This is a genomic window from Pseudoalteromonas maris (assembly GCF_049257235.1).
Taxonomy (GTDB): domain Bacteria; phylum Pseudomonadota; class Gammaproteobacteria; order Enterobacterales; family Alteromonadaceae; genus Pseudoalteromonas.
The window spans coordinates 36347-61663 of the sequence record NZ_JBMMUF010000012.1 but is presented as its reverse complement, the minus strand read 5'-3'; the positions used below and the strand labels follow the sequence as shown (position 1 = coordinate 61663).

The 25317-nt window shown below is 46.2% G+C and carries 22 protein-coding genes and 1 pseudogene; 9 read left to right on the top strand and 14 right to left on the bottom strand.

Features of this window, described 5'->3' with window-relative positions:
- The first annotated feature begins 159 nt into the window (after positions 1–159).
- Positions 160–837 carry a nitroreductase family protein gene (locus tag AAEU32_RS14435; protein ID WP_421971244.1) on the top strand — a complete coding sequence of 226 codons (678 nt, stop codon included), beginning with the start codon at positions 160–162 and terminating at the stop codon, positions 835–837.
- Here AAEU32_RS14435 and AAEU32_RS14430 read toward each other — a convergent pair.
- Genes AAEU32_RS14430 through AAEU32_RS14420 form a run of 3 tightly spaced genes read right to left on the bottom strand, consistent with a single transcriptional unit; the run spans position 832 to position 5458 of the window.
- Positions 832–1896, bottom strand: a complete 1065-nt coding sequence (locus AAEU32_RS14430) for an efflux RND transporter periplasmic adaptor subunit (RefSeq protein WP_421971243.1) — start codon at positions 1894–1896, stop codon at positions 832–834. The two genes, AAEU32_RS14435 and AAEU32_RS14430, sit on opposite strands and share 6 nt — an antisense overlap.
- Positions 1886–5158, bottom strand: a complete 3273-nt coding sequence (locus tag AAEU32_RS14425; protein WP_421971242.1) for an efflux RND transporter permease subunit — start codon at positions 5156–5158, stop codon at positions 1886–1888. The genes AAEU32_RS14430 and AAEU32_RS14425 overlap by 11 nt, the downstream gene beginning before the upstream one ends.
- 3 nt (positions 5159–5161) lie before the next feature.
- Positions 5162–5458, bottom strand: coding sequence for an ArsR/SmtB family transcription factor (locus tag AAEU32_RS14420; protein ID WP_421971241.1), 297 nt, complete (start codon positions 5456–5458; stop codon positions 5162–5164).
- Between the two features lie 129 nt (positions 5459–5587).
- On the opposite strand from AAEU32_RS14420, the gene AAEU32_RS14415 reads away from it, so the two are divergent.
- Both AAEU32_RS14415 and AAEU32_RS14410 read left to right on the top strand, forming a co-directional pair.
- Complete coding sequence (locus AAEU32_RS14415) at positions 5588–5776, top strand: YgaP family membrane protein (protein WP_421971240.1); 189 nt, start codon at positions 5588–5590, stop codon at positions 5774–5776.
- A 1-nt stretch (position 5777) separates the two neighbouring features.
- On the top strand, positions 5778–6128 hold the full coding sequence (locus AAEU32_RS14410) for a rhodanese-like domain-containing protein (protein ID WP_421971239.1): 351 nt from the start codon (positions 5778–5780) through the stop codon (positions 6126–6128).
- Between the two features lie 27 nt (positions 6129–6155).
- Here AAEU32_RS14410 and AAEU32_RS14405 read toward each other — a convergent pair whose 3' ends face one another.
- Entirely contained in the window at positions 6156–6704 is a 549-nt protein-coding gene (locus AAEU32_RS14405) for a PH domain-containing protein (RefSeq protein ID WP_421971238.1), read from the bottom strand.
- A 4-nt stretch (positions 6705–6708) separates the two neighbouring features.
- Positions 6709–7101 carry a DUF3224 domain-containing protein gene (locus AAEU32_RS14400; RefSeq protein WP_421971237.1) on the bottom strand — a complete coding sequence of 131 codons (393 nt, stop codon included), beginning with the start codon at positions 7099–7101 and terminating at the stop codon, positions 6709–6711.
- Positions 7102–7304: 203 nt separating this feature from the next.
- Between AAEU32_RS14400 and AAEU32_RS14395 the strand changes: the two genes are divergently transcribed.
- Positions 7305–9080, top strand: coding sequence for an ABC transporter transmembrane domain-containing protein (locus AAEU32_RS14395; RefSeq protein ID WP_421971236.1), 1776 nt, complete (start codon positions 7305–7307; stop codon positions 9078–9080).
- On the opposite strand, the gene AAEU32_RS14390 is transcribed toward AAEU32_RS14395, so the two are convergent.
- Both AAEU32_RS14390 and AAEU32_RS14385 read right to left on the bottom strand, forming a co-directional pair.
- Positions 9077–9721, bottom strand: coding sequence for a YiaD family glycine zipper/OmpA-like lipoprotein (locus tag AAEU32_RS14390; RefSeq protein ID WP_421971235.1), 645 nt, complete (start codon positions 9719–9721; stop codon positions 9077–9079). The genes AAEU32_RS14395 and AAEU32_RS14390 overlap by 4 nt on opposite strands.
- Positions 9722–9826: 105 nt before the next feature.
- Positions 9827–10603 carry a substrate-binding periplasmic protein gene (locus AAEU32_RS14385; protein WP_421971234.1) on the bottom strand — a complete coding sequence of 259 codons (777 nt, stop codon included), beginning with the start codon at positions 10601–10603 and terminating at the stop codon, positions 9827–9829.
- An 84-nt stretch (positions 10604–10687) separates the two neighbouring features.
- Between AAEU32_RS14385 and chrA the strand changes: the two genes are divergently transcribed.
- Positions 10688–11830 (top strand): chromate efflux transporter, encoded by a 1143-nt coding sequence (chrA, locus tag AAEU32_RS14380; protein ID WP_421971233.1) that lies wholly within the window; start codon positions 10688–10690, stop codon positions 11828–11830.
- 23 nt (positions 11831–11853) lie between these two features.
- Here chrA and AAEU32_RS14375 read toward each other — a convergent pair whose 3' ends face one another.
- From AAEU32_RS14375 to speA, 4 genes are all read right to left on the bottom strand, one after another.
- A complete protein-coding gene (locus AAEU32_RS14375; protein WP_421971232.1) occupies positions 11854–13044 on the bottom strand; it encodes a mechanosensitive ion channel family protein in 1191 nt (396 codons plus the stop codon).
- A complete protein-coding gene (gene yihG / locus AAEU32_RS14370) occupies positions 13041–13964 on the bottom strand; it encodes a 1-acylglycerol-3-phosphate O-acyltransferase, YihG family (RefSeq protein ID WP_421971231.1) in 924 nt (307 codons plus the stop codon). The genes AAEU32_RS14375 and yihG (AAEU32_RS14370) overlap by 4 nt, the downstream gene beginning before the upstream one ends.
- 2 nt (positions 13965–13966) lie before the next feature.
- Complete coding sequence (gene yihG / locus AAEU32_RS14365) at positions 13967–14860, bottom strand: 1-acylglycerol-3-phosphate O-acyltransferase, YihG family (RefSeq protein ID WP_421971230.1); 894 nt, start codon at positions 14858–14860, stop codon at positions 13967–13969.
- A gap of 98 nt (positions 14861–14958) precedes the next feature.
- On the bottom strand, positions 14959–16863 hold the full coding sequence (gene speA / locus AAEU32_RS14360; RefSeq protein WP_421971229.1) for a biosynthetic arginine decarboxylase: 1905 nt from the start codon (positions 16861–16863) through the stop codon (positions 14959–14961).
- Between the two features lie 159 nt (positions 16864–17022).
- Between speA and speE the strand changes: the two genes are divergently transcribed.
- The 3 genes and pseudogenes from speE (at position 17023) to AAEU32_RS14345 (ending at position 19428) form a co-directional block, all read left to right on the top strand.
- The gene (gene speE / locus AAEU32_RS14355; protein ID WP_421971228.1) at positions 17023–17883 is read left to right on the top strand and encodes a polyamine aminopropyltransferase; all 861 of its coding nucleotides are present in this window, start codon (positions 17023–17025) and stop codon (positions 17881–17883) included.
- Between the two features lie 90 nt (positions 17884–17973).
- Positions 17974–18639: pseudogene (locus AAEU32_RS14350) on the top strand (tyrosine-type recombinase/integrase).
- 138 nt (positions 18640–18777) lie between these two features.
- A complete protein-coding gene (locus tag AAEU32_RS14345; RefSeq protein WP_421971227.1) occupies positions 18778–19428 on the top strand; it encodes a hypothetical protein in 651 nt (216 codons plus the stop codon).
- Positions 19429–19575: 147 nt separating this feature from the next.
- Here the strand turns inward: AAEU32_RS14345 and AAEU32_RS14340 are convergent, their stop codons facing one another.
- The 3 genes from AAEU32_RS14340 to AAEU32_RS14330 all read right to left on the bottom strand — a co-directional run bounded on the left by AAEU32_RS14340 (position 19576) and on the right by AAEU32_RS14330 (position 24038).
- Positions 19576–20847, bottom strand: coding sequence for an O-acetylhomoserine aminocarboxypropyltransferase/cysteine synthase family protein (locus tag AAEU32_RS14340; protein WP_421971226.1), 1272 nt, complete (start codon positions 20845–20847; stop codon positions 19576–19578).
- A gap of 300 nt (positions 20848–21147) precedes the next feature.
- Positions 21148–22206: a potassium channel family protein gene (locus tag AAEU32_RS14335; protein WP_421971225.1), complete on the bottom strand. Its 1059-nt coding sequence runs from the start codon at positions 22204–22206 to the stop codon at positions 21148–21150.
- Positions 22207–22268: 62 nt separating this feature from the next.
- Positions 22269–24038 (bottom strand): DUF885 domain-containing protein, encoded by a 1770-nt coding sequence (locus AAEU32_RS14330; RefSeq protein ID WP_421971224.1) that lies wholly within the window; start codon positions 24036–24038, stop codon positions 22269–22271.
- Positions 24039–24310: 272 nt separating this feature from the next.
- Between AAEU32_RS14330 and AAEU32_RS14325 the strand changes: the two genes are divergently transcribed.
- A complete protein-coding gene (locus AAEU32_RS14325; protein WP_421971223.1) occupies positions 24311–25276 on the top strand; it encodes a GGDEF domain-containing protein in 966 nt (321 codons plus the stop codon).
- Positions 25277–25317 lie beyond the last annotated feature (41 nt).

The window sequence follows — 25317 nt, the reverse complement described above, 5'->3', positions numbered from 1 at the left end:
CCTTAAAAGAGCATAAAAATCTATGTTGGTTTATAACACAGGGCTACTAAGGTACAAAGGTTACCTTTATGTAAATAATGTAAGAATTTATAACAACTCTCCTTGTGACATGGCTCATAAGTCAGTATAAGAAACATAGTGACACTTACAGGAGCCCCTATGCAGCCTCATGATCATCAGCCTCTAAACGACTTTATTGAATATCCAGAAAGTGAAATGCAAGCGCGCGCTGACGAATTTTTAGCCACCGCCAAACGTCGCCATAGTATTCGTAAGTTTAGCGACAGAGATGTATCAGCAGAACTGATCAAAACGTGCATTAAAGCAGCAGGAACAGCGCCCAGTGGCGCCAACCATCAACCATGGCACTTCGTTGCAATTCATTCTGCGGATGTAAAAAAACAAATTCGCGAACAAGCCGAGCAGTTAGAGCGCTCGTTTTACGAAGGCCGTGCTGGGCAAGAGTGGCTTGACGCTCTTAAACCTCTGGGAACAGATGCGCAAAAGCCCTATTTAGAGCATGCACCTTGGCTGATTGCGGTGTTTAGTCAAAAAAAAGGGGGCCTGCACAGCGAAGATAAAAACACCAACTACTATGTTCATGAGTCTGTTGGGTTAGCAACGGGCTTTTTGATTCAAGCCCTGCATCGCGCTGGCCTAGCTACCTTGACGCACACCCCAAAACCAATGAGTTTTCTCACTGAAATTTGTAACAGGGATAAAGACAATGAACGCCCTTATATGTTGATCATCGCTGGGTACCCAGCAGAGGATGCCACCGTTCCCGCGCACGCACTGCAAAAGAAATCACTCGATGAAATAGCCACGTTTTTATAGCAGCTCATTCCAATCAAGCTGCGCATCTAGGGCGATTTCATCCCCTGGATGCAAACCACTGATCACCTCCACATGATCACCTTGAGCATTGCCAAGGCGCACATAACGGCGTGTGATTTGCGCATTTTCCAGCACCAACACCATATCCAGTTGCCCCACACTGTATACCCAGCTTTGTGGGATCAGGATAGCCTTGCGAGGCACTAAAGGCAGTGCCAACTCGCAGAATAGACCCGGTAATAATTGGCTATTCGTAGGCGGTGCAAAACGCATAACCAAAGAGCGCGAGGCGCTATCCGCTGCAGGAACAACCTCAACTAATTCTGTAGACTCAGCCAAACCCAATGAGGGGATTGTTACGCGATGGACATCGCCCAGCTTTAGGTTCACGGCTTGTTGCTCACGTACCGCGAACTCCAATTGCAACTGCTGCGGGTTATAGATGGCCAGTAGTGGCTGCCCTGGAGAAACCGTGTCACCCGCTTTAGCAAAACGCTCTACTACTCGACCAGAGATAGGCGCTGTAATGGTCGCATACCCTAGCGCCACACTAGCTTGTTGTTGGCGCTGCTGCGCCTGCATCAGGCTTGCCGACAGCGAGTCATGATTCGCCACTGCATTATCAACATCACTTTGTGATACCAACCCTTGTGAAAATAACTCTTGCGCTCGTTGTAACTGCTTTTGTGCTTGTACGAAGGATGCCTCAAGCGCACGCACTTGCGATTTCGCTTGCTGCCACTGAGCATTAAGCTCTTGCTGGTCTAAACGCACCAGTACTTGTCCTTGTTTCACCTCATCGCCAGAGCGCACAGGCAACTGCTCTATTTGCGCCAAAACACGCGCGGCAATGGTGGTATTTTGCTGCGCAATAACGCGCCCAGGCACCATCTCAAATTCGTCAATTTGCTGATACTCTATGGTATGAGTTAACCCCGTATATTGGCTCGTTTGCTCCTTATTACCCGGTGTAATGTGCTGATTAAATACTCCTGAGAACAAAACAATAGCAACAGCTAAAAAGCAGACCACGAGTATTAAGGTTATCTTAGCCTTCATGGGCCAACTCCTCTTTTGCAAAAACCAGGTAATACACCAAAGGCACTACCAATAATGTAAATAACGTTGAAGCGATAATGCCGAAGATGATAGCTACCGCCAGACCGCTGAATACAGGGTCAAATACGATCACGATATTCCCAAGCAAGGTTGTACCCGCAGTCAGCAATACCGGACGCATGCGCACGCGACCTGCAGTTACCAAGGCTTCCTTGATGGCCATACCTTGAGCGCGCGCTTGATTGATAAATTCAACCAAAATTAAGGAGTTTCGTACCACGATCCCTGCCAGTGCTATCATTCCTATCATCGCGGTAGCGGTAAATAAAACAGGCTCAGGGGCCCCTGCAACTTGGCGTTCACCAAACTGATTCAGTAACCAAAACCCAGGCATAATACCAATGACAGTCAGTGGAATCGCCGACATAATTATCAGTGACAAGCTCATAGATTGGGTTTGTATGCGCAGTAAGACCAGTATCGCTGTTAAAGCAAAGGCAAATGCAATTCCCATATCACGAAATACATCAATGGTGATGCGCCACTCACCTTCACCACTAAACGTGGCATTCACGCCATCTGGCAATTGCCACTGAGCGGTGCCACCCGAGTTTAGAAAGGTGCGCGATTGCCACTGACTCGTTTCAACTTCATGGCTACCATAGTCAGCGCTCACATCAGCAATCACTTCCGCTGGTGTGCGACCATTAAGCTCTGCCATCACATAAATCACCCGCTTGAGATCTTTGCGGATAATAGTCTGTTCTCGCACAGTATTAACAAACTCACCTATTTCCGACAACGGCACTAAGGGCACGGGAGCACTGCTAAGCCCAAGTTCATTGCTACTTTGCGTAAGTTGGCGCTGCCCTTTGATTTGTAATGCGAGGATCTGTGCCTCGTTGCGCTGCTCATACGGCAGGGCAACATGAATGGGCAGAACCTTGGCCTCATCTTCAACATAAAGCGCTCCCACTTGCTTGCCACTGACCGCCACCTCGATTGCATTGGCAACATCCGCAGTAGATAAACCTGATAACGCCGCTTTAGTTTTATCGGTCACAAAGCGCAACTGCTGCTGTGGGCGCTCAAGCGAGGTGTCGACCTCGACCACATGAGGCTCCTGACGTAATCTGTGTGCTAAGAGTTGTGCACCTAGCCGGTGTTGCTCATGAGTGACAAAAGGCTGTGCATACACCTCAGCAACCAAGGTGCTCAGCACAGGTGGCCCAGGAGGCACTTCTATCACTTTGATATTGATACCATTAGTGGCAAGATCATTAAGTTGTTCACGCATACGCAGTACCACAGCATGGGATTGATGCTGGCGGTGTGATTTGTCACTGAGCAAAATACGCAACTCGCCCATATGCGCACCAAATCGACGGTAATAGCCTCGCACCATGCCATTAAAGTCCATGCTCGATGGCTGCCCTACATAGGCGGCAATACTCGTGACCTCGTTTAGTTGCCATACGGTTGCTTGCACTTTAGCAACCATGGATGCGGTTTCTTCAAGGGACGCACCTTCTGGCATATCTACCAGCACTTGCACTTCGCTCTTGTTGTCATAAGGCAAGAGCTTGAGTGGCACATAGCGCAGCACAGGTAAGCTGGCACTGAGAGTAAATAATGCTAACACCCCGTAAAGCGCCAACTTAGCTTTGCTTTTACTATCTAAGAAACGCTGCAAAACCCGCGTGTAGAGATTCGCTTTAATAGCCGTTTGCTCAGCAGTATGAGCGTGTGGCTTGAGTAGTTTCATCGCCAGCCAAGGAGTGACGAAAAATGCGACGATAGTTGAGAGCGCAACGCTGATTGGCACATTGAACGCCATTGGCGCCATATAAGGCCCCATCATGCCGGTGATAAACGCCAGCGGGAAGAACGCCACCATAATCGTTAAGGTCGACATCAGCAGTGGTGTACGGATCTCCGCCATGGCCGCCACAATACGCTCTTGTACAGTACCTGTTCGGCCAAGATAACGAGTAATGTTGTCGATACCTGTGATTGGGTCATCTACAAGCAAGCCTAAGGCTAAAATCAATGCAAATAAGGTGACTCGGTTGATGGTGTAGCCAAATATCCAGTCAAAGCTGAGCGTTAAGCCATAACAGATTGGCAATGCAAGGGCGATAACGATCGCTGGACGCCACCCCAAAAACACACCGATAAACAACACCACGGTCACAATGGCAAAGAGCAAGCTAGCACCTAAGTTGTTAACCTTTTCATTGGCCGTTTGGCCATAATCTCGCAAGGTAATAACCTTCACTTCAGGCGGTAATAGCTGCTGTTGCAAACGCGCTATTTGTTGATGTACGTCTCGAGCAACACTCACAGCGTTAGCGCCCGATTGCTTGGCGACGCTCAGCGTCACCATAGGCATCGTGTGGTTGTCATTGTCGGACGTTTGCAGCCATTGATAATGTGCACTTTCGCTGGGCCCTTCCTCGATGCGAGCCACACTGTCTAGTCGCACAGCTTGCCCATTTACAACGTTCACCACCAATGCACCTAGCTGCTTTGCATCACGCAACACGTCACCTGCTTGCACTCGTAAGTGCCACTGGCTGTGAGCATCTTTTACCGTACCAACATCACGCAGCTGGTTTGAGACACTCAATGCATAAAGTACATCTTGAATTGTAGTCTTATGCGCATTAAGCGCAGCGCTATCAAGATAGACATTGGCTGTGCGCGTTCGCCCTGCGACCACTTTAACTTCACTGGTGTCGTCAATTTGCTGTAGGTGGGTAGCTAGCTCTTGGGCGATACGAGTGAGTTGATAATCGTCATACAGCGCCTCATCCTCGCTATATAAACCAAGCATAACAATGGCGACATCATCCACCTCGATGGGTTTTATTTGCCATTGCTGCACTACCGCAGGCATGGTGTCTTGGTAGGCATAGAGTTTGGCGTAAGTATCTATTAGTGCTTGTTCACGAGAGTGCCCTACTTCGAAGCGCAAAGTACTTACTAATTGTCCGTTTTGCGTCATCGAATAGATGTGCTCAACGCCCTTGATTTGCGCCAGCAATTTCTCTAGTTCAACACTAACCAGACGTTCGACTTCAGGGGCTTCAACATGCGGAACAGAAACCATAATATCGAACATGGGTACCACAATTTGTGGCTCTTCTTCGCGTGGTGTATTCACCATTGCTAGGCTACCTACGACCAAAGCAAGGATGAAGATAAACAGCGGCACCGGACCACTTAAACTTGCTTTTACCCCTCTATCTAGCCACTGCATGCATTACTCCTGACAGAACAGACTATACAGAGTCGTTAAAATCGCGCGGGCATTGTCATTACACAAGCTGTAGTAAATCGTTTGTTTGTCTCGACGCGTGGCAACAATTTGTTCTTGTCGCAGCACCGCTAAATGCTGCGATAACGCAGACTGACTCAAAGGCACTTGCGCGTTAAGTTCACTGACACTGAGCTCTCCTTGTTGCAAACAACACAAAATCATCAAGCGGTTTTTATTTGCTAATAATTTGAGCAAGGCCTGCGCCTGTTCGGCATTGTCTGCCATTTTCATGAGATCCATAAACTCTTCCTCGTATACTGACAGCAAGTATAGAAACTAACATTAGCTAAGTCTAATATTAATATTTGCTAATTTAGAATTTACTAATATACTTGTTAGTAACTTCCGTTCACCACCTTGGATGTTTGTATGAGAATTAACGCAGCGCTGAGGCTAATTGCTGGCATCATGATATTGCTATCGCTATTGTTAACCTACATGGGAGGCCCTATGTGGCTTTGGTTTACTGCCTTTATAGCACTAAACCTTATCCAATCTGCATTCAGCGGTTGGTGCCCGATGATTTCAATTCTTCGCAAGTTAGGCATGGAGGAGTAATATGCTCACGCCAATTCCAGATTTACTTAAAACTATCGCCCCCAAGCAACGTCGTATTGACGCGCAACAGGCAAAATCAGAGATTGATGAAAATCACGGCTTACTAATAGACGTGCGCGAGCCAGCCGAGCACGCTACGAGAGCGGCGGTAGGCGCCGTTAATATTCCTCGCGGGGTGTTAGAAATGAAGTTAATGGAAATAGAAAAAGATCCGGCTCGACCCATTTATCTACATTGCGCCAGTAGTGCCAGAGCAACGCTAAGTGCCGAGCAGCTCACGCGTGTGGGTTATGAAAACGTAACGGTGATCAGCTGCAAAGCTGACGATGTGTGTAACGCTTTTCAAGCGTAAAGCCAAGGTTAGGCATGAAAAGCGCGGTTAACTATCGCGCTTTTCTTTTTCCGCTAAACGCTGTTCAATGCGCTCCACTGCATTGACTAAACGCTGCAACAACTCCTGCTCAGGTACAGAGGACGGCTCTGATGATGCAGTTTTCTGCTGCTTTTCTGCCAACCGCTCTTTTTGCGTTAAAATTTGTTCACGAAACTGCTGTGCGTCAATGACCCCAAGTAGCGATACCAATGCGCCTGTGCCAGACTGCCCAGCGGTCTCAAAACTCAAGCGCTGCAAGTTAAATAAACGCATGATCGGCCCCTGAGTGAGAGCCACATCAGTGATCTTATCAAGCGGGATCGATTTTTCGACCTTAACCAAAATACCTCGTTTAACAACCAGCTTTTTCTCACTGAGCGTCGCCGACATGGCATCAAGCATTTTTCCACTGACCACCCAGACTACAACGCCCACTACGGGTAGCAAAACGATACCAAACAAAGTAACACAACACACAAAAAGCCATGTGAGTAGCCAGTATTGCTTCACTTTCGGATCAAATTGCGCTGTTGCGAGTACAGACTCTTGCTTCATCGGCTTACCCTAATTGATAGTCAAATTGATAATGGTGCACACCATTTTCGATGCGAATGCTCATGCTTCCTGATAAACCAACAAGCTCGCCACTGCCTGAATCTGGCACCACTTCTAGAGTGAGTCTATCTTTACCTTGATCCATGGTACCGAAGTGTTGCAACACAAAACTGCCTTTTTTATCCCCTAGCGTGCCCGTTACCTGCTCAATGGCAACATAGCCAGCAGAACCTTGCACGGTAGTCATAGCGCTTAACATCTCGCCTTGGCTAATACCATGTAATTCACCAGTAAATGCCTTGTCGATAGACATACGCCCTAGCTTGATGCCATCGACGCCCGTGGTGTATCCCTCTTGCGGATTGAGCGTCACTGTAAACGTACCTGTTGCTTGCATATGCATAATTCCCTGTTAATTGTTCACAAAATCATTGTGATGGAAAATCCAGCGCCGTGCAAATTATGCGCACAGTGGTAGTACAACCAGTAACATTGAACACCAAGATAATTAACCGACTCTACACGTCACTCATAAAAGCAGCGATGTTCACCACTAGAGCATGTTACACTCTTAATCTGTGTTCCCCGGTAGGTTCCAACATGACCGATACAGCCACTGAAAAAAGTGCTCTGCGCCATCTGCGCCCTATTTTTCGTTTTCTCATTCCCTATAAATGGGTTGTCGCAGCCGCGCTCCTCGCTTTGGTGATAACCGCCGGTATCAACTTGTCATTGGGTCAAGGGCTCAAACAAGTCATTGACCAAGGCTTTATCGCCGGCTCAATGACCCAACTGCGCGCATCTGTCTTTGTGCTCATCGCTTTAATTGCGGTGATGGCTGTAGGTATTTTTTGTCGCTTCTATCTTATGAGCTGGATTGGCGAGCGTGTAAGCAGCGATATTCGCAAAGCTGTTTTTGAGCGCATCGTAGCCCTACACCCGAGTTATTTTGAAGAAAATCGCAGCGGCGAGATTATGTCTCGCCTCACCACAGACACGACCTTATTGCAAAGTATTGTCGGCTCTTCGTTATCAATGGCACTGCGCAGCACACTGATGTTAATTGGCGGTGTGATCATGTTATTTGTGACCAACATCAAGCTTACGTTGATTGTGCTGTTGTGCGTTCCGACTGTGCTATTGCCAATGAAGCTCTTCGGCAAGCGGGTGCGCAAATTGGCAAGCAGTTCACAAGATGCCATCGCGGATATCAGCACGTATGCTGGTGAAGTAATGCAAAATATCAAAACGGTGCATAGCTTTAACCGTCAAGGCCAAGAACGCCAAGCGTTCGATTCTGAAGTCGATAAAGCCTTTGCCGTCGCCAAAAAGCGTATTATGCAACGTGCATTCTTAATCGCTTTTGTGATTTTTATCTCTTTTTCAGGGATCAGCTTCATGCTCTACAGCGGCGGCGTTGATGTGTTAAACGGTACCATGTCAGGAGGTGAGCTAGCTGCGTTTGTGTTTTACGCTATCGTGGTGGCGATGTCGGTGGGTACTGTTGCTGAAATTTATGGCGAATTGCAACGCGCTGCGGGTGCGGCAAAGAGACTGGTTGAATTACTCGAAGTACGCAGTGATATTGCTGACCCAATTAATCCTGTTGCACTGGCAAGCACCGCAGAGCCACTTTTACAGTTCAAAGACGTGACTTTTCATTATCCATCGCGCCCCAAGCAAGCGGCGCTAAGTGACTTTAACTTGAGCATTCGCAGTGGTGAAACAGTCGCCATAGTTGGTCCTTCAGGTGCGGGAAAAAGCACGCTGTTTGAGTTATTACAACGATTCTATGACGTTTCAAGTGGCGGCATCACTGTGCAAGGCACCAATATCAAAGACCTTACTTTACATGACCTACGCGACAAGATGGCGATTGTGGCACAGCAACCTGTGCTTTTTAGTGCGGATGTCTTTCACAACATTGCCTATGGCAAACTCGATGCAAGTGAAGAAGATGTGATTGCAGCTGCAAAGCAAGCCCATGCTCATGACTTTGTTACCACGTTACCAGAGGGCTATCAGAGCTTTTTAGGCGAGCGCGGCGTGCGTTTATCAGGTGGTCAAAAACAACGTGTCGCTATCGCCAGAGCGATATTGAAAGATCCTGAAATTCTGCTGCTTGACGAAGCGACAAGCGCATTAGACGCGCAAAGTGAGCATCATGTCCAAGCTGCATTGACCGAATTAATGAAGTCACGAACAACGCTTATCATTGCTCATCGCCTTAGCACGGTTATGCATGCCGATAGAATTGTAGTGATGGATGAGGGGAAGGTTGTGGCAAGTGGCGACCATTCGCGTTTGTTGCAAGAGTCACCACTGTATCAAAGGTTGTGTGAGCTACAGTTTAATCAGCCCACACACACGTCTTAGTTTTGTACGTTTGGTACAATTTGAATTTCAACACGGCGGTTAAGAGCGCGGCCATTCGCGGTGCCATTATCCGCGATAGGACGTGTTTCACCCCAACCTCGAGTGCTGACACGCGCAGCAAGGATATTGCTGTTCACTAAATAGCTTTTCACGCTTGATGCACGTTGCTCTGACAAGTTTTGGTTATAACCCGCATCGCCTGTGCTGTCAGTATGACCTTCAACGCTTAGGTACGTTTTCTCATACTTATTCATCACACTTGCGATAGCGTCTAGCGTCTTGTGAAAACCACTTGAAATATATGACTGATCCGTTGCAAAGGTGATGTTTGATGGCATCACTAGACGAATGTTGTCGCCTTCACGCACAACTTCAACACCTGAACCTGCTAGTTCATCGCGAAACGCCTGCTCTTGTCTGTCCATGTAATCACCGACCGCAGCACCTGCAAGCGCACCAATTGCAGCACCAATGAAAATACGTTTATCGTCATGATCACCTGTTGCCTTACCTAGCACAGCACCAATACCCGCACCAATACCAGCGCCTTTTTGTGTATTTGTAGCCTGACAGCCGCTCAGCACTAAGGTAACTGACGCAGCAACAACGAGTGGAGTTAACGATTTTACTAGTTTGGCCATGAGTTATATTCCTATTCTTATCCTCAGGGGATGGTAGCAAATATTAATGAACAGCTGATTAAGGCAACTGAACGCAAGAGCGCTATTGTAACGGTTAATATACTTTTATAAAGAGTAACTTGGCACTGGCGGCAGTGCATAAGGAGCAACAATTTCACTCAGCCTGCCGGTGTCAGCCATAGCACGATAGTGCATCATCAACTCTGACGCCAATGTTGTTTGCGAAAATTTCTGACTAAATACCATGTGTCCAAAGATGGAGTCTTCAAACTGGTATGGCTGCTTTACAAGGCGCTCCGTGGGCAACTTTAAATAACCCATGGAGTGATCAGCGGTGTCCTCAACGCCAATAAACAAATCAACACGGTCTTTTAGTAGCATCTCAACAGCTATTTGCTCCGACATAACCGGCACACGCGTTATTTCCTTATCATTGTCGAATCGCTTAAAGTGCACAGCACCTCGCATAGTGGCTATGCGTTTACCACGCAAGTCTTCATATTTTTCTACGCTCACATCATTTGAACGTAAAGAATAAAAGCGAAATGATGAGTGCAGCGCCATGTAGGGTGGTGTTAAAAACGTAAATTGCTTTTCGCGTTCGGGGGTGCGGATCAATGATCCCATGATGTCGACTTCACCTTGCTCCAACATATGCATACAACGTGAGAATGGGCATGCGACTGGTTTAAGCTTAACGCCTAGTTGCTGAGCAATAGGACGAAGAATATCGACTATCACCCCCTTTGGTTCACTCACATCGTGTGTCATTGTATACGGCGGAGAATGATGCACGGCAACAGTGATTTTCCCACTGTTGGCAAATAAAAAATTACTTTCAATTAGTAGAAAAAAACCGACAAGGAACCTGATACACTGCATGGGTACAATCTTGATTATGTTACAACTCATTTACGCAACCTATAGTGTCATAAAAGCACCATAAGATGTAAGTATAATTTAACTATGAAATTGTTATCGCTATTTTATCAATTCTTCCTTTTAGGCTGCACCAGCTTTGGCGGCCCTGCTGCGCACTTGGGCTATTTTCAGCGTCACTTCGTTGACAATAAAAAATGGCTCAACCAACAACAATATGGCCAACTTATCTCGTTGAGCCAACTGTTACCTGGCCCTGGAAGCTCACAAGTGGGTTTCGCTATCGGTTTAGAACGAGCAGGATTGGCGGGCGCTGTCACTGCCTTCATCGGCTTTACCTTACCGTCGGTATTAATCATGATGCTCCTTGCCATCGGTGCTACGCAGTTGCAGTGGGCCACTCAGGGGGTTATCACCGGATTAAAGTTATTTGCTGTTGTCATTGTCTGCGATGCCCTACTCACCATGGCAAAAAGCTTCTGCAATTCACACATTACCAAACTACTCGCCCTACTCAGTGCCATCGCCCTTATTTTCGCTCCAAGCTTATACACGCAACTGATCATTCTCGGGGTAGCAGGTATTGTTGGCATGGTGTTTTTGCAACCATTCGAGCAAGCGAGCACAAAGCCTTCGTCGTCGCTGAGTTTGGGCCCATTGATTATTTTTGTGGTGTTATTCGCGATGAGTTTTGTCGCGACATCTGGATTATGGCTACTTGCTGCGCAGTTTTACCAAGCTGGTTCTTTGGTGTTTGGGGGCGGCCATGTTGTCTTACCGCTGTTAGACACCATACTTATCGACGTTGATGCTGATGCCTTTTTATCAGGCTATGCGGCGGCGCAGGCTATCCCAGGGCCCATGTTTACCTTTGCGACCTACTTAGGTGCTGTTTTGTTACCTCAATCCCCTATTATCGGCGCATTGATAGCAACAGCGGCCATTTTCCTTCCGGGGTTTCTATTGGTATTGGCATTTTATAAACATTGGTCAGCCCTGATGGCTAATCCGCTTATATCAGGGATGAGCAGAGCCATAAATGCAACCGTAGTTGGCTTTATTGTGGCGGCGCTGTATAACCCAATCATACCTGCCGGATTATCGCATTGGTGGTACGTTGTGTTTGCCGCGCTTGGTTTATGGGTGCTGCGTCAGTATAAAACGCCAATACTGGCAATGATTGCCGCGTACATAGCATTAGGGCTGTTATTACTGCAATTTGGTTTCTAACTATAGCGTGTGAGTGCCCGCGGTCAGTGGGTACTCAATTGCCCTGTCACACTTTGATATGGCCTGAGTTCAAACATAGGCAGTATCGCCAGCAGATGATCCATTATTTCCGCTTGTAGATGTTCATAGTGAATCCAGCGTTTATCCGCGCTAAAGCAGTATATTTCGATGGGTAAACCATGATTAAGCGGCTGCAACTCACGCACCATAAGCAACAAATCCTGATTAACCTGCTCATGATTGCGCAGATACCCCTCAGCATAACGACGAAACAAACCTAAGTTTGTAACCTGATCAGGCAACGTATCTGCGTCGATGTATCGTGAAAGCGAAAGCTCACTCTCAATAGCTTGTTGCAATTGCTCGCCAGCGATGCGAATACTGTTCATATCGATGTTCAATGAACGTTTAATGCGACGGCCACCGGAGTCCAACATGCCGCGCCAGTTTTTGAACGACCCTGAGACAAGTGTGTAAGTCGGCAACGTGGTGATGGTGTTGTCCCAATTGCGTACTTTGACGGTGTTTAAGCCCAAATCAATGACTTCGCCGTCCGCGCCGTAGCTATCAACCTGTATCCAGTCACCATAAGTAACCAGTCGATTGGCGGCAATTTGAATACTCGCCACAAAGCCCAAAATAGTGTCTTTAAATACTAACAACGCCACCGCAGCGATGGCACCGAAGCCTGAAATAATATAGGTAGGTGAGCGCTCCAACACCAACGCGACGATGAGTATGGCGCAAATAATGAATGTAACGAGCTTCACCAGCTGAATAAGCCCCTGAATTGGCACTTCACGGGAAAATTCAAATTGGTTATAGATGGCTCCGCCAATACTCACGATACTGCTCACAATGAAGCCGCCATAGACGATCATCATGGCCTTTACACAGGTGCGGATAATATCAACATACAAGTCGGTCGCCGGGAACACGACATGAAAAGAGGTAAGAAACACGACACAACAAATAAACCCAGCGAGGCGTTTGTTGAGTTTCACTAAATAGGGTTGCAATGCTCTGGTAGTAGCAGGAGCGAGTCGCAATACGAGCTTTTCAACACTAGGTAAGACTAAACGGGAAATCACAACATAAAGTAAGATGATTGCTATGATGCCAATCCCTGTGGCACTCAACGCACTAAGTAGCTGCGCTTGGTCACTGTCGGCAAATAAGGGTTTGATGACACTTTGTAGATGACCGGTTTTCATACTTTTCCTGTATTTTTAATAACCTGCATTTCTAAATCTGTCGACTGTGCATCACGTTGCTTGGCGATTAGCTGATCTTTTTCATACCAAACATCATTGAGCAAGCGCTGGAACTCAACACGAAACTGTTTGTCATGCTGATAATCTCCCAACATCTGCGGAGCAATCTCTTTCACCTCGACTAATAGTTCGATGCTGCTTAGCTGACCCGTCATAAAATCACGGCAAATATGTGCACTTTTAGAGTTATAACATATCGTTGCATTGAGCAAGCCGTCAAACTGTTCACCCAAAACTTGCAGAGCAAAAGCGATACCACCGGCTTTTGGTTTCAGTAAATGAGTAAAAGGGCTTTGCTGGCGTTGATGTTTATGTGCGGTAAAACGCGACCCTTCGACAAAATTGACGATGCATGACGGGTAGTCTTTAAAGTTATGGCAGCTTTTCTTCGTGCGCTCTACATCCATACCTTTAAGCTTAGGATTTTTCGCAATTTGCTCTTTGCTGGCACGCTTCATAAATGGCATTCCCATTGCCCACGCGCCGCTGCCAATGAAAGGGACATATTTAAGCTCATCTTTTAAGAAGAACTTCGGCGCGGGTAAATCGGTCACTGCACTGAGTACAACAATATCCAACCAGCTTAAGTGGTTGGCGATAAGCAAATACCATGCGTCTTTATCTACGTCGCCACTAAACTGGACCTTGATTTCACCACAGCCTATGCGTAACGCCCAGCGATTACCGATACGCCATCCGTTGTACGCCCAGTGTAATAGCAAGGTCACAGGTCGAATTGGCGCAATGATCTTGACCAACCCGAGTAAGAAAACGATCACTCCCCACACCAAAGTGTTGGCCATTGCTAATAAGGTGGCTAATGCCCCTGCCAGCCATTTGGGTAATAATCGCTTAAGCATGGTTAACTCCCACTTCGCTCTGCTAATTGCTGATAAGTGGCGTCTTTTTCTTGCCATAGCGTATTGAGATGTTGCTGAAATTCAACACGAAACGCATTATCGTTACTGTAATCACCAATAAGCTCTTGGGCTAACGGGATCACCTCTACATGGACGGTCACTTCTTTTACGCGCCCAGCCGCCAAGTCCATAAAGGTTGGAATTCCACTTGGGTAATGAATGGTGACATTCACTATCTTACCAATTTGCTCGCCCATCGCTTGCAACACAAAAGCAATACCACCCGCTTTTGGTTTCAATAGATGGTTGAATGGGCTATTTTGACGTTGGTGTTTTTGCTTGGTGTAGCGCGTACCTTCAACAAAGTTGACGATTGAAACGGGCATTTCCTTAAACTTTTCGCAGGCTTTGCGTGTGGTTTCTATATCTTTACCGCGTAATTTAGGATTTTTCTTCAATTGCGATTTGCTTGTACGCTTCATAAACGGGAAGTCCAGCGCCCACCACGCCAAGCCTAAAAACGGCACATAAAGCAGTTCTTTTTTCAAAAAGAAATTCAAAAATGGAATTCGGCCGCGGAAAATACGTTGCATCACTAAGATATCCACCCAGCTTTGGTGGTTAGCAATAATGAGATACCAATCCCTGCGTTTTATCTGCTCAAGTCCTGTTACTTCAAGCTTATAGGGAGTAACCAACTTTTGATTAACTGAGTTACACGCAACCCACATGCTTGCCAAACCTTTTGCAGTTGCGCTCATCGCTTTTTGCCATGGTTTTAGCGGGATTAACTTTAATACGCCACACAATACAATAGGGAAAAACCAAAATAAGGTATTGAGGGTGTACAAACTCACACTGATAATCTGCCTAACTAAAGCAACTACTGCACGCAAAACTCATTTCCTATGTGGGGTAAAAAACAAGCGCCAATGATAGCGCTTTTTTTGACGATGAGAAAACCGATGTGTGGGCATAACGCCCACATCTATGATTAATCTTCGAAATAGGTGTAGCCTTCGAGGCCGTGCTTGAGCTCCTGCAAGTATTGTTGCTTAGCGTCATCAGTCGCGCTCATAGCGCTAATACGCTGCTCAAAACTCGCCGCCAATGCGTTGCTGTCATAATGTACAAACTTGAGTACATCTTCAACACTATCACCCTTTATCTTGTTTGTAAGTGCATACTCACCACCACGCATTTCTACATGCACTGAGTCCGTATCACCAAACAAGTTATGTAAGTCGCCAAGGATTTCTTGGTATGCACCAACCATGAACATGGCCAGGTGGTATTGCTGACCAAACTCATAACGCGGAATGGGTAAACTCGATTCCACTCCAGCACCATCTACATACTCGCGAATTTGACCATCAGAGTCACAGGTGATGTCTTGAATGATAACGCGCTGAACAAGTGGCTTATCGAGATTCTCAATAGGCACTACAGGGAATAACTGACCAATACCCCATACATCTGGTAACGACTGGAACAGTGAAAAGTTAACAAAGAGCTTATCAGCCAGCTTTTCATTGAGCTCGTCAATGACTTCACGGTGGGCGCGAGCAGATTCACTCAAACAGCCACGTACTCGGTGCAATGTAGCAAAATACAATTGCTCTACCAAAGCCCACTGCTCGATATCTAACAGACCCAATACATATTGACTATGGGCTTCACTAAACAGATGCATGGCATCGTGATAGCTCTCTAGTGCCATACGCGGATTCACGCTGTGGCAAGTTTGGTGCATCTCCATAACTACTTTTGGTAAGTCTGCATCAGCGGCAAGTGTGACTGGATTATTCGGCGCCCGCTCAACATCGATAACATCGGTGATAAGCACTGCATGATGTGCTGTTAATGCGCGTCCAGATTCCGTAATGATAGCCGGATGAGGAATATCATTGCTGTCGCTGACTTCTGCAAATGCAGAGACCACGTTACGCGCATATTCTTCGACGGTGTAGTTCATAGAACAACTACTGCGCGAGCCTGAGCCTTCGTAATCGACACCAAGGCCACCACCGACATCGACCGTTTTCAGTGGTACGCCCATTTTGAACAATTGAGCATAATGACGCGCACATTCTGTGAGGGCGCGGTGAATATCACGAATATTGGCGATCTGTGAGCCGATATGGAAGTGCACCAGCTCCAGCAAGTGTAGTTTGTTGTGCGTTTTCAGCTTGTCGACAGCACTCAACACTTGCGAGGCTGTTAAGCCAAACTTACCACGCTCACCACCGGTATTTTGCCATTTTCCCTTACCGACTGAATTCAAACGGATACGAATACCAATCGGCGCTTCGAGGTTCATCGCTTCCATTTCTTTAAGCAAAGCGTCTAACTCTGAGAGCTTTTCAATCACAATATTGACCTTGTGACCCGTTGCCTGACCAATCAAGGCAAGACGCATAAACTCACTGTCTTTGTAGCCATTACAGACGATAGTGATGTCTTTTTGCGCCAAACCAAGAATTGCCATTAGCTCAGGTTTAGAGCCAGCTTCAAGACCCACTTGGCCACTATCATGAGCCAGTAACTTGTTCACCACTGAACGCTGTTGGTTCACTTTAATTGGATACACACAGGTATACTCACCACGGTATTCTTTGCTTTGCTTTGCTTGTGAAAAAGCAGCAATCAAGCGCGTCGCGCGGTGTTGCAAAATGTCAGTAAAGCGCACCAATACTGGTAATGTAAGCCCTTGCTCTTTAAAACGCTCAACCAAGGTATTTAACGCTAAACCGTCTTTTGAGTTGTCGCCATCTGGATACGCAACCAACTCACCGCGTTCGTTAATATCAAAGTAACCGTCACTCCAATGACTGACGTTATAGACAGCCTGCGCGCCTTGGTAACCGGTTGGGTGGACCACCTGGGAACCCTTTTGCATAATGTACTCTCAAAAATAACCTGTGTTTTGCCGCTATTTTAATACCTCTTAATACGACTAGCGAATAGAAAATCATATAAATGGCGCTAAAATTTGATTGAGCATTGGGTTGCTCACTGGCAAAATTGCGCTTCTCAACAACTGGCGATTATTTAACTCATGACAAGTTTAGATAAAAACCACTGGTTTACAGAAATCAGTGACCGTGATGGCAGTGCATTCTCACTGCGTATCAACAAATTACTGGAAGAAAAACAGTCTCCATTTCAGCATGTAGCCATGTATGAAACGACTGACTTTGGCAACCTTATGATCATTGACGGTTGCACCATGGTGAGTACCCGCGAAAACTTCTTCTACCATGAAATGATCGCCCACCCTGCACTGTTTAGTCACCCAAATCCAAAAAACGTGGTGATTATCGGTGGTGGTGACTGCGGCACGTTACGTGAGGTGCTAAAGCACGACAGCGTAGAGTCAGTCACACAAATCGATATTGACCAAGTAGTGACTGAAATGTCGCTTAAATACTTCCCTGAGCTATGCAGCTCAAACGAAGATCCGCGTGCAACGCTGTTATTTGATGATGGCATCAAATACATGCGTGAAGCAGCGCCTGAGTCTATCGACGTGGTGATTGTTGATGGCACAGACCCTGTTGGCCCAGGTGAAGGTTTATTTAACCATGCATTCTACGAGAGCTGCTTGAAAGCATTGCGTCCTGGCGGTGTGTTAGTACAACAAAGCGAAAGCCCTCTGATGCACATGCCGCTGCTATTAGAAATGCGTGGCGCGATGAAGCAAGTCGGTTTTGGTGCGCTGCAAACCCTCCCTTTCCCACAGCCAATCTACCCTTCGGGTTTGTGGTCAGTAACGCTAGCGCGCAAAGGCATGGGCTTCGACGGTTTCCGTGCGTGTGATCCTATCGCCTTACAAACTGAATATTACACACCAGGCATTCACCAAGGTGCACTGTGCGAGCCGCCATTTATGGCACGCGCATTTGCAGGTGAAAAATAAACACCACATGACATAAAAAGCGAGTCTCAACTCGCTTTTTGTCACCTTAGTTTGCTATCTCATTTATAGGCAAAGCATTGCGTAAAGGTCATGCACATCAAAAAACTGCTACCAACAAATACGCTTGAAAATATCGAACTCCCTTCAAAGAATGAGCAGATTCCTAAGTCGCTCTATACGACAGAAGAAATAGAAACTATTTTAAAACAGCCACTGATGTTCGGGATTAAAGGTTTTCGTGATCGCGCTATTCTTGAAACATTTTTTGCTACGGGCATCAGGCGAGGTGAATTGGTTAAACTGAATATTGATGACATTGATTTCAACAGCAAGCTGGTTGGCGTTCTTCGCAAAGGAAAGGTTGGTGCGAGTCAGTTTGCGAGGATGTGCGTGGTTAGCTTTCTACATTGGTAAGATTCGCCCAATGTTTACCTTCATCGGATCTTGGCTAACAATGGCAATCGCTATGTGCCAGGTAAGTTGTCTGATTTGGCATCTCAGTATGTGAAACTAGCGGGGTTTGATCGTACTGGCGCGTGCCACCTTTACCGCCATAACACAGCAATTACAATGTTAGATAACGGCGCTGCTCTTCTTCACATCCAAGAAATGCTAGGCCATGCCAGTATCCTCACTACACAACTTTACACGCATGTTAGTCGTAAAAAGTTATCTGAGGTTTATGAAGCGACTCACCCTTCTGCTAAGGTGGCAGTGGGCTTTTCTCGTAATTCGAAAATTATTGCTTTAGAATGAAAAAAACCACGCAAATGCATGGTTTTTCTCGTATATCGTATGTCTTTGGTGGGCTGCATATGCAGGGATATCCAAAGCGCTCAAGATCAATACTAGATGAAAATGACGCGCTCGTCAATATTACTCAAAGGAGAACGAATGCCATATACAGCAATAGAACATACTCTTTCTATCAATCGATTTTCCACATACCGCCAAGCGGTTATCTCTGCAACTGGCGACAATTGCAATTTATTGGCACTGAAACTTTATGAATGGAATGCAGAACTTTCAAGCCGATTCTTCTTTCCTTTGCATATTTATGAAGTGGCGATTCGAAATGCCATATCTGACGCTATAAGCATTCGATACGGTCAGGATTGGCCTACTAATTCAGTTTTTCAAAACTCTTTAAATGGCTTAGATAAAAGGACTTTACTTTCAGCCTTGAACGGTAACTATCAGGGTGTTGGCAAGCTGCTACCAGAAATCAAATTTGTATGGTTTGAAAACATGTTAACCAGCAGGCATGACGGGCGTATTTGGAAGCCGTATATTGCACAAACATTTTCAAATGCACCAGACTCTTTGACAGCAAAGGAAATTAGAAAAGAGTTAAAGGATGCCTGCTACATAATAAGAAAATTTAGGAACAGATGTGGTCATCACGAACCAGTTTTTAATAATACAACTTTAGCAGATGTCTACCCGTTAATTATTAAGTCTCTTGAGTGGCGCTGTGATAAAACTAGTAAGTGGATGAATCAAAATCAGTCCGTCACTGAATTATTGGCTAATCCTGTGATTTAGCTCGAGACAATGGAGATCTCAAAATATAAAACCTACACTCGCAGCCTACCTGTTACACACAAATCCCCACTAATTACTGAGCAGGAATTTGTGTATAAAAGACTACCTTAATTGGTGGCTTGGAAGTTGTCTAAATGTATTAGCTTGCTATACCTGATCAAGTGCTTGGCTTACATCGGCAATAATGTCGTCAATGTTCTCGATACCCACTGAAATACGTACTAAATCGGCACTAACCCCCGCAGAAGCAAGCTCTTCATCGTTTAACTGTCGATGTGTTGTTGACGCTGGATGGCACGCTAAAGACTTGGCGTCGCCAATATTAACCAAGCGTAAAATCATTTGCAGAGCATCAATGAATTTAGCACCAGCTTGCGCCCCGCCTTTCACACCAAAACTCAGGATCCCTGACGCTTTACCGCCTGTTATTTTTTCGGCGTTAGCGCGATAAGGACTGTCACTCAAGCCCGCATAGTTTACCCATGATACTTTATCGTGACCTTGCAGATACTCGGCGAGCTTTTGTGCATTGTCGCAATGACGTTCCATTCGCAATCCCAGTGTTTCAATACCTTGGAGAATATTAAAGGAATTCTGTGGTGATATCGCAGCGCCAGTATTACGCAGCGGCACTACACGGCAGCGACCAATATAGGCCGCAGTGCCGAGTGCTTCGGTATACACCACACCATGATAAGAGGGGTCGGGCTCATTCATCACTGCAAAGCGCGCTTTATTCGCCGCCCAATCAAAGTTACCAGAGTCAACAATTGCACCACCAATACTGGTGCCATGCCCGCCCATGTATTTCGTGAGTGAATGCACCACAATATCGGCACCAAACTCAAACGGGCGACATAAGAATGGCGTTGCCACCGTATTATCAACAATTAAAGGCACACCATGCTTGTGAGCAAGCTCAGCTAAACGGGCAATATCGACAATATTCCCAGCGGGATTTCCTATTGACTCGCAAAACACGGCTTTGGTGTTGTCGTCAATCGCCGCATCAAACCCCTCGAAGTCATCGAATGCCACCATTTTTACGTTCACGCCTTGCTTTGGCAGAGTATGGGCGAACAAGTTATAGGTGCCACCGTATAGTTGGCTGGTACTAACAATATTGTCACCCGCTTCACAAATAGCCTGAAGCGCATAGGTGATAGCCGCCATCCCTGACGCCACTGCCAACGCACCAATTCCTCCTTCAAGGGCCGCAACGCGCTGCTCAAGTACATCTGTGGTGGGGTTCATGATTCGAGTGTAGATGTTGCCCGGCACTTTCAAATCGAACAAGTCCGCACCATGCTGCGTATCATCAAACGTAAATGATGTAGTTTGATAAATCGGCACAGCGGCTGCGCGAGTTGGTTTATCGGCAATGTAACCGTGATGCAGTGCAATGGATTCTAATTTCATAACATCCTCATGTAGTGATAAATGTGTCCTGTTTTGTAGACAAAATACACTATTGGCACTTACACACAAGGGGGAGAAAATAAAAGTTTTGACTAATTTATTCCTTTAGCACCTAAAAATCCGATTTAAAAGCATAAAATCGACTAGCGACTCTATATTTTGAATTTAATTTGCTTTTTGATTTGTGCTGTACGCAAAGTACAAAAGAACATGAAAATAGGTAGTGCTGCAGGAATAGAAGGCGCCCCCAACATCAGCCACCCAAGCTCTGGGTTGGCTAATGCGGGATTAGTTAAGGTTTTATTTTGGCCACTTAACCTCTGAGGCTAATACACGTTCTGGGGCGATATAGTGAATTATGTCACCACCTTGAATGGCGTAATCCAGCGGCGGATTTAAGTCCATATCAAGGGCACTTCGATTGTGTGCAATGCCCAAAATAGTGGCGTCATACTGGCGTTTAAATACCTCAAAAATATCCGCGAACGTAAACTGTTCGACATCTTTGGGTATCGCCATGGAGAAATGAGTGTCGCCGTGAAGGCTCGACATAATCTCTTGTTGTACGCGACTTGCACCCGGGTCTTCCATTGAGCGAACTAACACTTCCGCGGTACGGTTGGAGCTACATTCCACATTGGCACAATGCTCTGAAAGCATGTGTGCTTTACTTTCATCATCGAAGTACGCGCAAATATGGGCCGACTCTTTGACCAACTTGCTGATCTTTAACGCAGTGGTGAAGCTTTGATTATCATCAGCGCCTTCCACGATAACGCGATCAGCACTGCCAATACCAACGCGCTGTAACTGCTCTTCATCGGTGTAGCTCGAAAGTCTGACAAAACTCACATCCGGCTCAGAGAAGAATGGATGCTCAATTTCATCGGTGACTGCGAGCACAATCTCCCTGCGCACACGTTTTTTATCAGCCAAAATGTAGCGCACCATTTTACGGGTGCGCACAGGGTGCCAACCAAACATAATGATGTGATTGGCAAAATGCGGTACGTCTTTTTCACCTGTCATAGTACGCCTTATTATTTGTGTAATTGTTTGTCCTGCTTTACCGAGCAACATACCGAATAGGGCTAAACCGAAGGGGATTTGCACCAAGGCCACCAGCAGGCGACCCAGATCGGACGATGGGCTTAAATCGCCATATCCCACGGTCGATGTTGTTACTACGTAATAGTAAAAGAAGGTGTTAGGAGATAACAGAGCCTGCTCGCCAGCGAGCGCCAGCAGCAACCACGTCACTCCCATGTGCGCAAGCACTGCAACGACAACGGCCAGCCAACTAAGCTGATCGATATGGCTGCGAATACTCAGTAGGATGCGCTTTATCACTATCGGCATAATGTGCCTTTACCTCAAATACGAAGGGCGCATCAGCGCCCAACTTAGTTTTTACATTTGCGCTAGCTTTTTTTCTTGGCTAGCTCGTTAGCAATGTATTGATCTATCTGTTGTTCTAGTACATTAAGTGGAATAGAACCATGACGCAACACTTGATAGTGAAACTCGCGCACATCAAAGTCGTGACCCAAGGCTTTTTCAGCTTTAGCGCGCAAACGTTTTATTGTTAGCTCACCAATTTTGTACGACAGTGCTTGTGCGGGCCATGAAATGTAGCGATCTGTCTCGGTCTTCACGTTGTGTAGCGATAGCGCGGTATTCGAACTCATGAAATCAAGCGCCTGCTGGCGAGTCCATCCGAACATATGCATCCCCGTATCAACAACCAAACGCGCCGCACGCCACATTTCATACGTTAAGCGACCAAAATCACTGTATGGGTCTTGATAGAAGCCCGCTTCAATACCCAGATATTCGCTGTACAAGCCCCAACCTTCACCGAACGCTGATAAATACGCATTGCGACGATAGCTTGGCAGATAATCAAGCTCCGCATTAAGCGCAATTTGGAGGTGATGACCGGGCACTGCTTCATGCAATGTGAGCGCTTCGAGTACATAAAGCGGTCGTTTATCTAGTGCATAGGTGTTCACCCAGTAAAAGCCAGCTTCATCATCACGACTAGCTCCAGAGTAGCGGCCAGTGGTGTATTTGGGCGCAATACTCGCAGGTACAGGCTCAACACCATAAGGTTTACGCGGCAGTAGCTTGAATAGTTTCGGCAGCTGCGCATCCATTTTCTTAGCAATGTAAGACGCTTCTTTAATTAGCTCTTGGGGTGTTTTTGCGTAAAATTGCGGGTCAGTGCGCAGGAATTCAACAAAGTCAGCGAAACTACCCTCAAAGCCAAGCTCATCGATAATCGCCTGCATTTCACCACGGATGCGTTTAACCTCTTGCAGGCCAAGTTCATGGATCTCTTTTGGCGTCATGTCTGTGGTGGTGTAATGCTTAGCGCGGTTAGCGTAAAACGCTTCGCCATTAGGTACTGCCGAGATACCAATTGACTCACGCGCCCCTGCCTTGTAGGTATTTACAAAAAAGTCGTAATAGCCTTGATACGCGGGGATCACCTGCTGTGCAATCACCTGTTGTGCTTGGCGCTGCAACTTTGCAAACTCCTCGTCACTGACTCCGGCGGTATTATTTTTAAACGGTGCGTAAAACTCAGACTCAGTAGCCTCTTTTACAAGGTACGCCGCTATCGACTCTTCATATCCTTCAAGTACTGCTTTTGGTTGTGTCAGCCCAGTTTCAAGCCCTTTATTCATCCAATAAATATTTTGCTCAAAGAATCGAGGCACTTGGCTTAAGCGCTCTAAATAGGTCTCAAACCCCTCTTTTGAGCTGTAATCTCCTCGTTGCACCATAAATGACAGCGATGAATGGAAGCCGTATTCAGAAGTCAGAGGCATGTAATGCGCGTTATACAGATATTCATCAACCTGGTTTTGTACTTGGGCACGGATAATATTGAGGTTAATTTGGTTTTCATCACTAAGCGCGCTTACATCGATTGCATCTAACTTGCCAAGCAGCGCCATGCGCTGCTCATATTGCGCCTTTAGAAACTCGGGCGTTAAGTTGGGGAGTAGGTAGCCATCCACTTCGTTTTTGTAGGGATTGATGCTGTCTCGATATGCCACTATTTGCTCTGCCACCTTTTCAAAGGAGGCATCAACATCGGCAGAAGCATCATTGAGCGCAGTAGACGCACAGGCACTTAACCCCAGAGCAAGCGCACTGACAAGTGCTATTTTTTTTATCTTCATTGTTGGCTGCATTATTGTTATTTCTCATGTGTGGCTTGGCGAATGAGCTTACTCTAGCCCACATACCGAAGCAGTCAAAGTGCGATGCGATTAACTGAACAAAACCTCGGTTTACGTGAACGGCTGCATATTGTTTATTCGGTTAATTTGAATAATTACTTTTAACTATTCCAAAATGCTCAATTTTGTTCTTTAATTAGGAGGTGGTTATCCGCTATGTACCTGTTTTAGTGGATCTTTATAAAACAATAATAATAAGTGGTAAATGCGAAATGATGTTCCATGACTCCATGGCCAATGCCCAAGACAAAATGACCCAAGTGTGTCATTTGCTCGAGCTATACGCTTTGCCGCCCACCCCATTGAACTATCACGTGTTATATTCCTACGTCAGCAACGTTCATGATGAATTGAATAGCTGTTTTGATAAATCGGTAGAAGCCAAAAAAACCATAGACTCCGTTTTTATGGAAGAGCTGCACATTCGCTTTTTATCTAAAGACCAAAAACAGCAGACTGAACTCGTGGAACGTGTGGGTGATTTGCTGGGTAATTTGCAAAACCACACCCAAGCTAACCAACAGCACCTAGATAACTATCATCAAGAAATCGATCGCTGCACTCAAGGGCTTGATGAGAACGACCCTGAAACGACGCGCCATTACTTGCATAAAATAGCTGAGCACACCCTGCGCTTACGCAAGCAAACCATTTTATTCAAACAAATGTTAGAGCGCGTTAAACAGCAATATTTAGCAGCAAAATCGCAACTTCAACACATCAAACGCCAGCACAATATCGACCCGCTTACGGGTTTGTATCATCGCCATTACCTTAACAAACAAGCACAAATGTGGTTTGAGGGCGGTAAAAAAGTGTCAGTTATTTGTGTTGAAATCGAGAATTATCAGACATTTTGTCAAAACTACGGTGACCTCATAGGGAACCTCATGCTTGAGAAAGTCGCCAGTAAAATTCAGAAATACACCAAAGAAAGTGGCTGTAGTGGGCGTACTCAAAGCAACGAATTTACGATTTTACTCGCAGACATTGATGCTGAAACGACACAGGTTATTGCTGAGAAAGTTAGAACTGGCATCTCAAAACTGCGCTTTGTCAGCTCGCGCAGTGGTCAATCACTACCCAGCGTTGCTTTTAGCTGCCATATTGCCCATCGCACCAACGAACCTAACCTCAGTGAGCTTATTGCCCAATCTACTCGTCCACCGGCCTACTAAATAACACAACCCAGGGCGATAAAGGCCCTTTACGTGGCTTA

Coding starts and splice junctions, on each gene's coding strand:
- yihG (WP_421971231.1), bottom strand. CDS start 13,964: ATGCTTAAGCGATTATTACCCAAATGGCTGGCAGGGGCATTAGCCACC.
- AAEU32_RS14330 (WP_421971224.1), bottom strand. CDS start 24,038: ATGAAGATAAAAAAAATAGCACTTGTCAGTGCGCTTGCTCTGGGGTTA.
- AAEU32_RS14405 (WP_421971238.1), bottom strand. CDS start 6,704: ATGAAGCAAGAGTCTGTACTCGCAACAGCGCAATTTGATCCGAAAGTG.
- AAEU32_RS14340 (WP_421971226.1), bottom strand. CDS start 20,847: ATGAAATTAGAATCCATTGCACTGCATCACGGTTACATTGCCGATAAA.
- speA (WP_421971229.1), bottom strand. CDS start 16,863: ATGCAAAAGGGTTCCCAGGTGGTCCACCCAACCGGTTACCAAGGCGCG.
- AAEU32_RS14425 (WP_421971242.1), bottom strand. CDS start 5,158: ATGCAGTGGCTAGATAGAGGGGTAAAAGCAAGTTTAAGTGGTCCGGTG.
- AAEU32_RS14385 (WP_421971234.1), bottom strand. CDS start 10,603: ATGCAGTGTATCAGGTTCCTTGTCGGTTTTTTTCTACTAATTGAAAGT.
- AAEU32_RS14430 (WP_421971243.1), bottom strand. CDS start 1,896: ATGAAGGCTAAGATAACCTTAATACTCGTGGTCTGCTTTTTAGCTGTT.
- chrA (WP_421971233.1), top strand. CDS start 10,688: ATGAAATTGTTATCGCTATTTTATCAATTCTTCCTTTTAGGCTGCACC.
- AAEU32_RS14410 (WP_421971239.1), top strand. CDS start 5,778: ATGCTCACGCCAATTCCAGATTTACTTAAAACTATCGCCCCCAAGCAA.
- speE (WP_421971228.1), top strand. CDS start 17,023: ATGACAAGTTTAGATAAAAACCACTGGTTTACAGAAATCAGTGACCGT.
- AAEU32_RS14395 (WP_421971236.1), top strand. CDS start 7,305: ATGACCGATACAGCCACTGAAAAAAGTGCTCTGCGCCATCTGCGCCCT.
- AAEU32_RS14375 (WP_421971232.1), bottom strand. CDS start 13,044: ATGAAAACCGGTCATCTACAAAGTGTCATCAAACCCTTATTTGCCGAC.
- AAEU32_RS14345 (WP_421971227.1), top strand. CDS start 18,778: ATGCCATATACAGCAATAGAACATACTCTTTCTATCAATCGATTTTCC.
- AAEU32_RS14420 (WP_421971241.1), bottom strand. CDS start 5,458: ATGGATCTCATGAAAATGGCAGACAATGCCGAACAGGCGCAGGCCTTG.
- AAEU32_RS14325 (WP_421971223.1), top strand. CDS start 24,311: ATGATGTTCCATGACTCCATGGCCAATGCCCAAGACAAAATGACCCAA.
- AAEU32_RS14335 (WP_421971225.1), bottom strand. CDS start 22,206: ATGCCGATAGTGATAAAGCGCATCCTACTGAGTATTCGCAGCCATATC.
- AAEU32_RS14435 (WP_421971244.1), top strand. CDS start 160: ATGCAGCCTCATGATCATCAGCCTCTAAACGACTTTATTGAATATCCA.
- AAEU32_RS14400 (WP_421971237.1), bottom strand. CDS start 7,101: ATGCAAGCAACAGGTACGTTTACAGTGACGCTCAATCCGCAAGAGGGA.
- AAEU32_RS14390 (WP_421971235.1), bottom strand. CDS start 9,721: ATGGCCAAACTAGTAAAATCGTTAACTCCACTCGTTGTTGCTGCGTCA.
- AAEU32_RS14415 (WP_421971240.1), top strand. CDS start 5,588: ATGAGAATTAACGCAGCGCTGAGGCTAATTGCTGGCATCATGATATTG.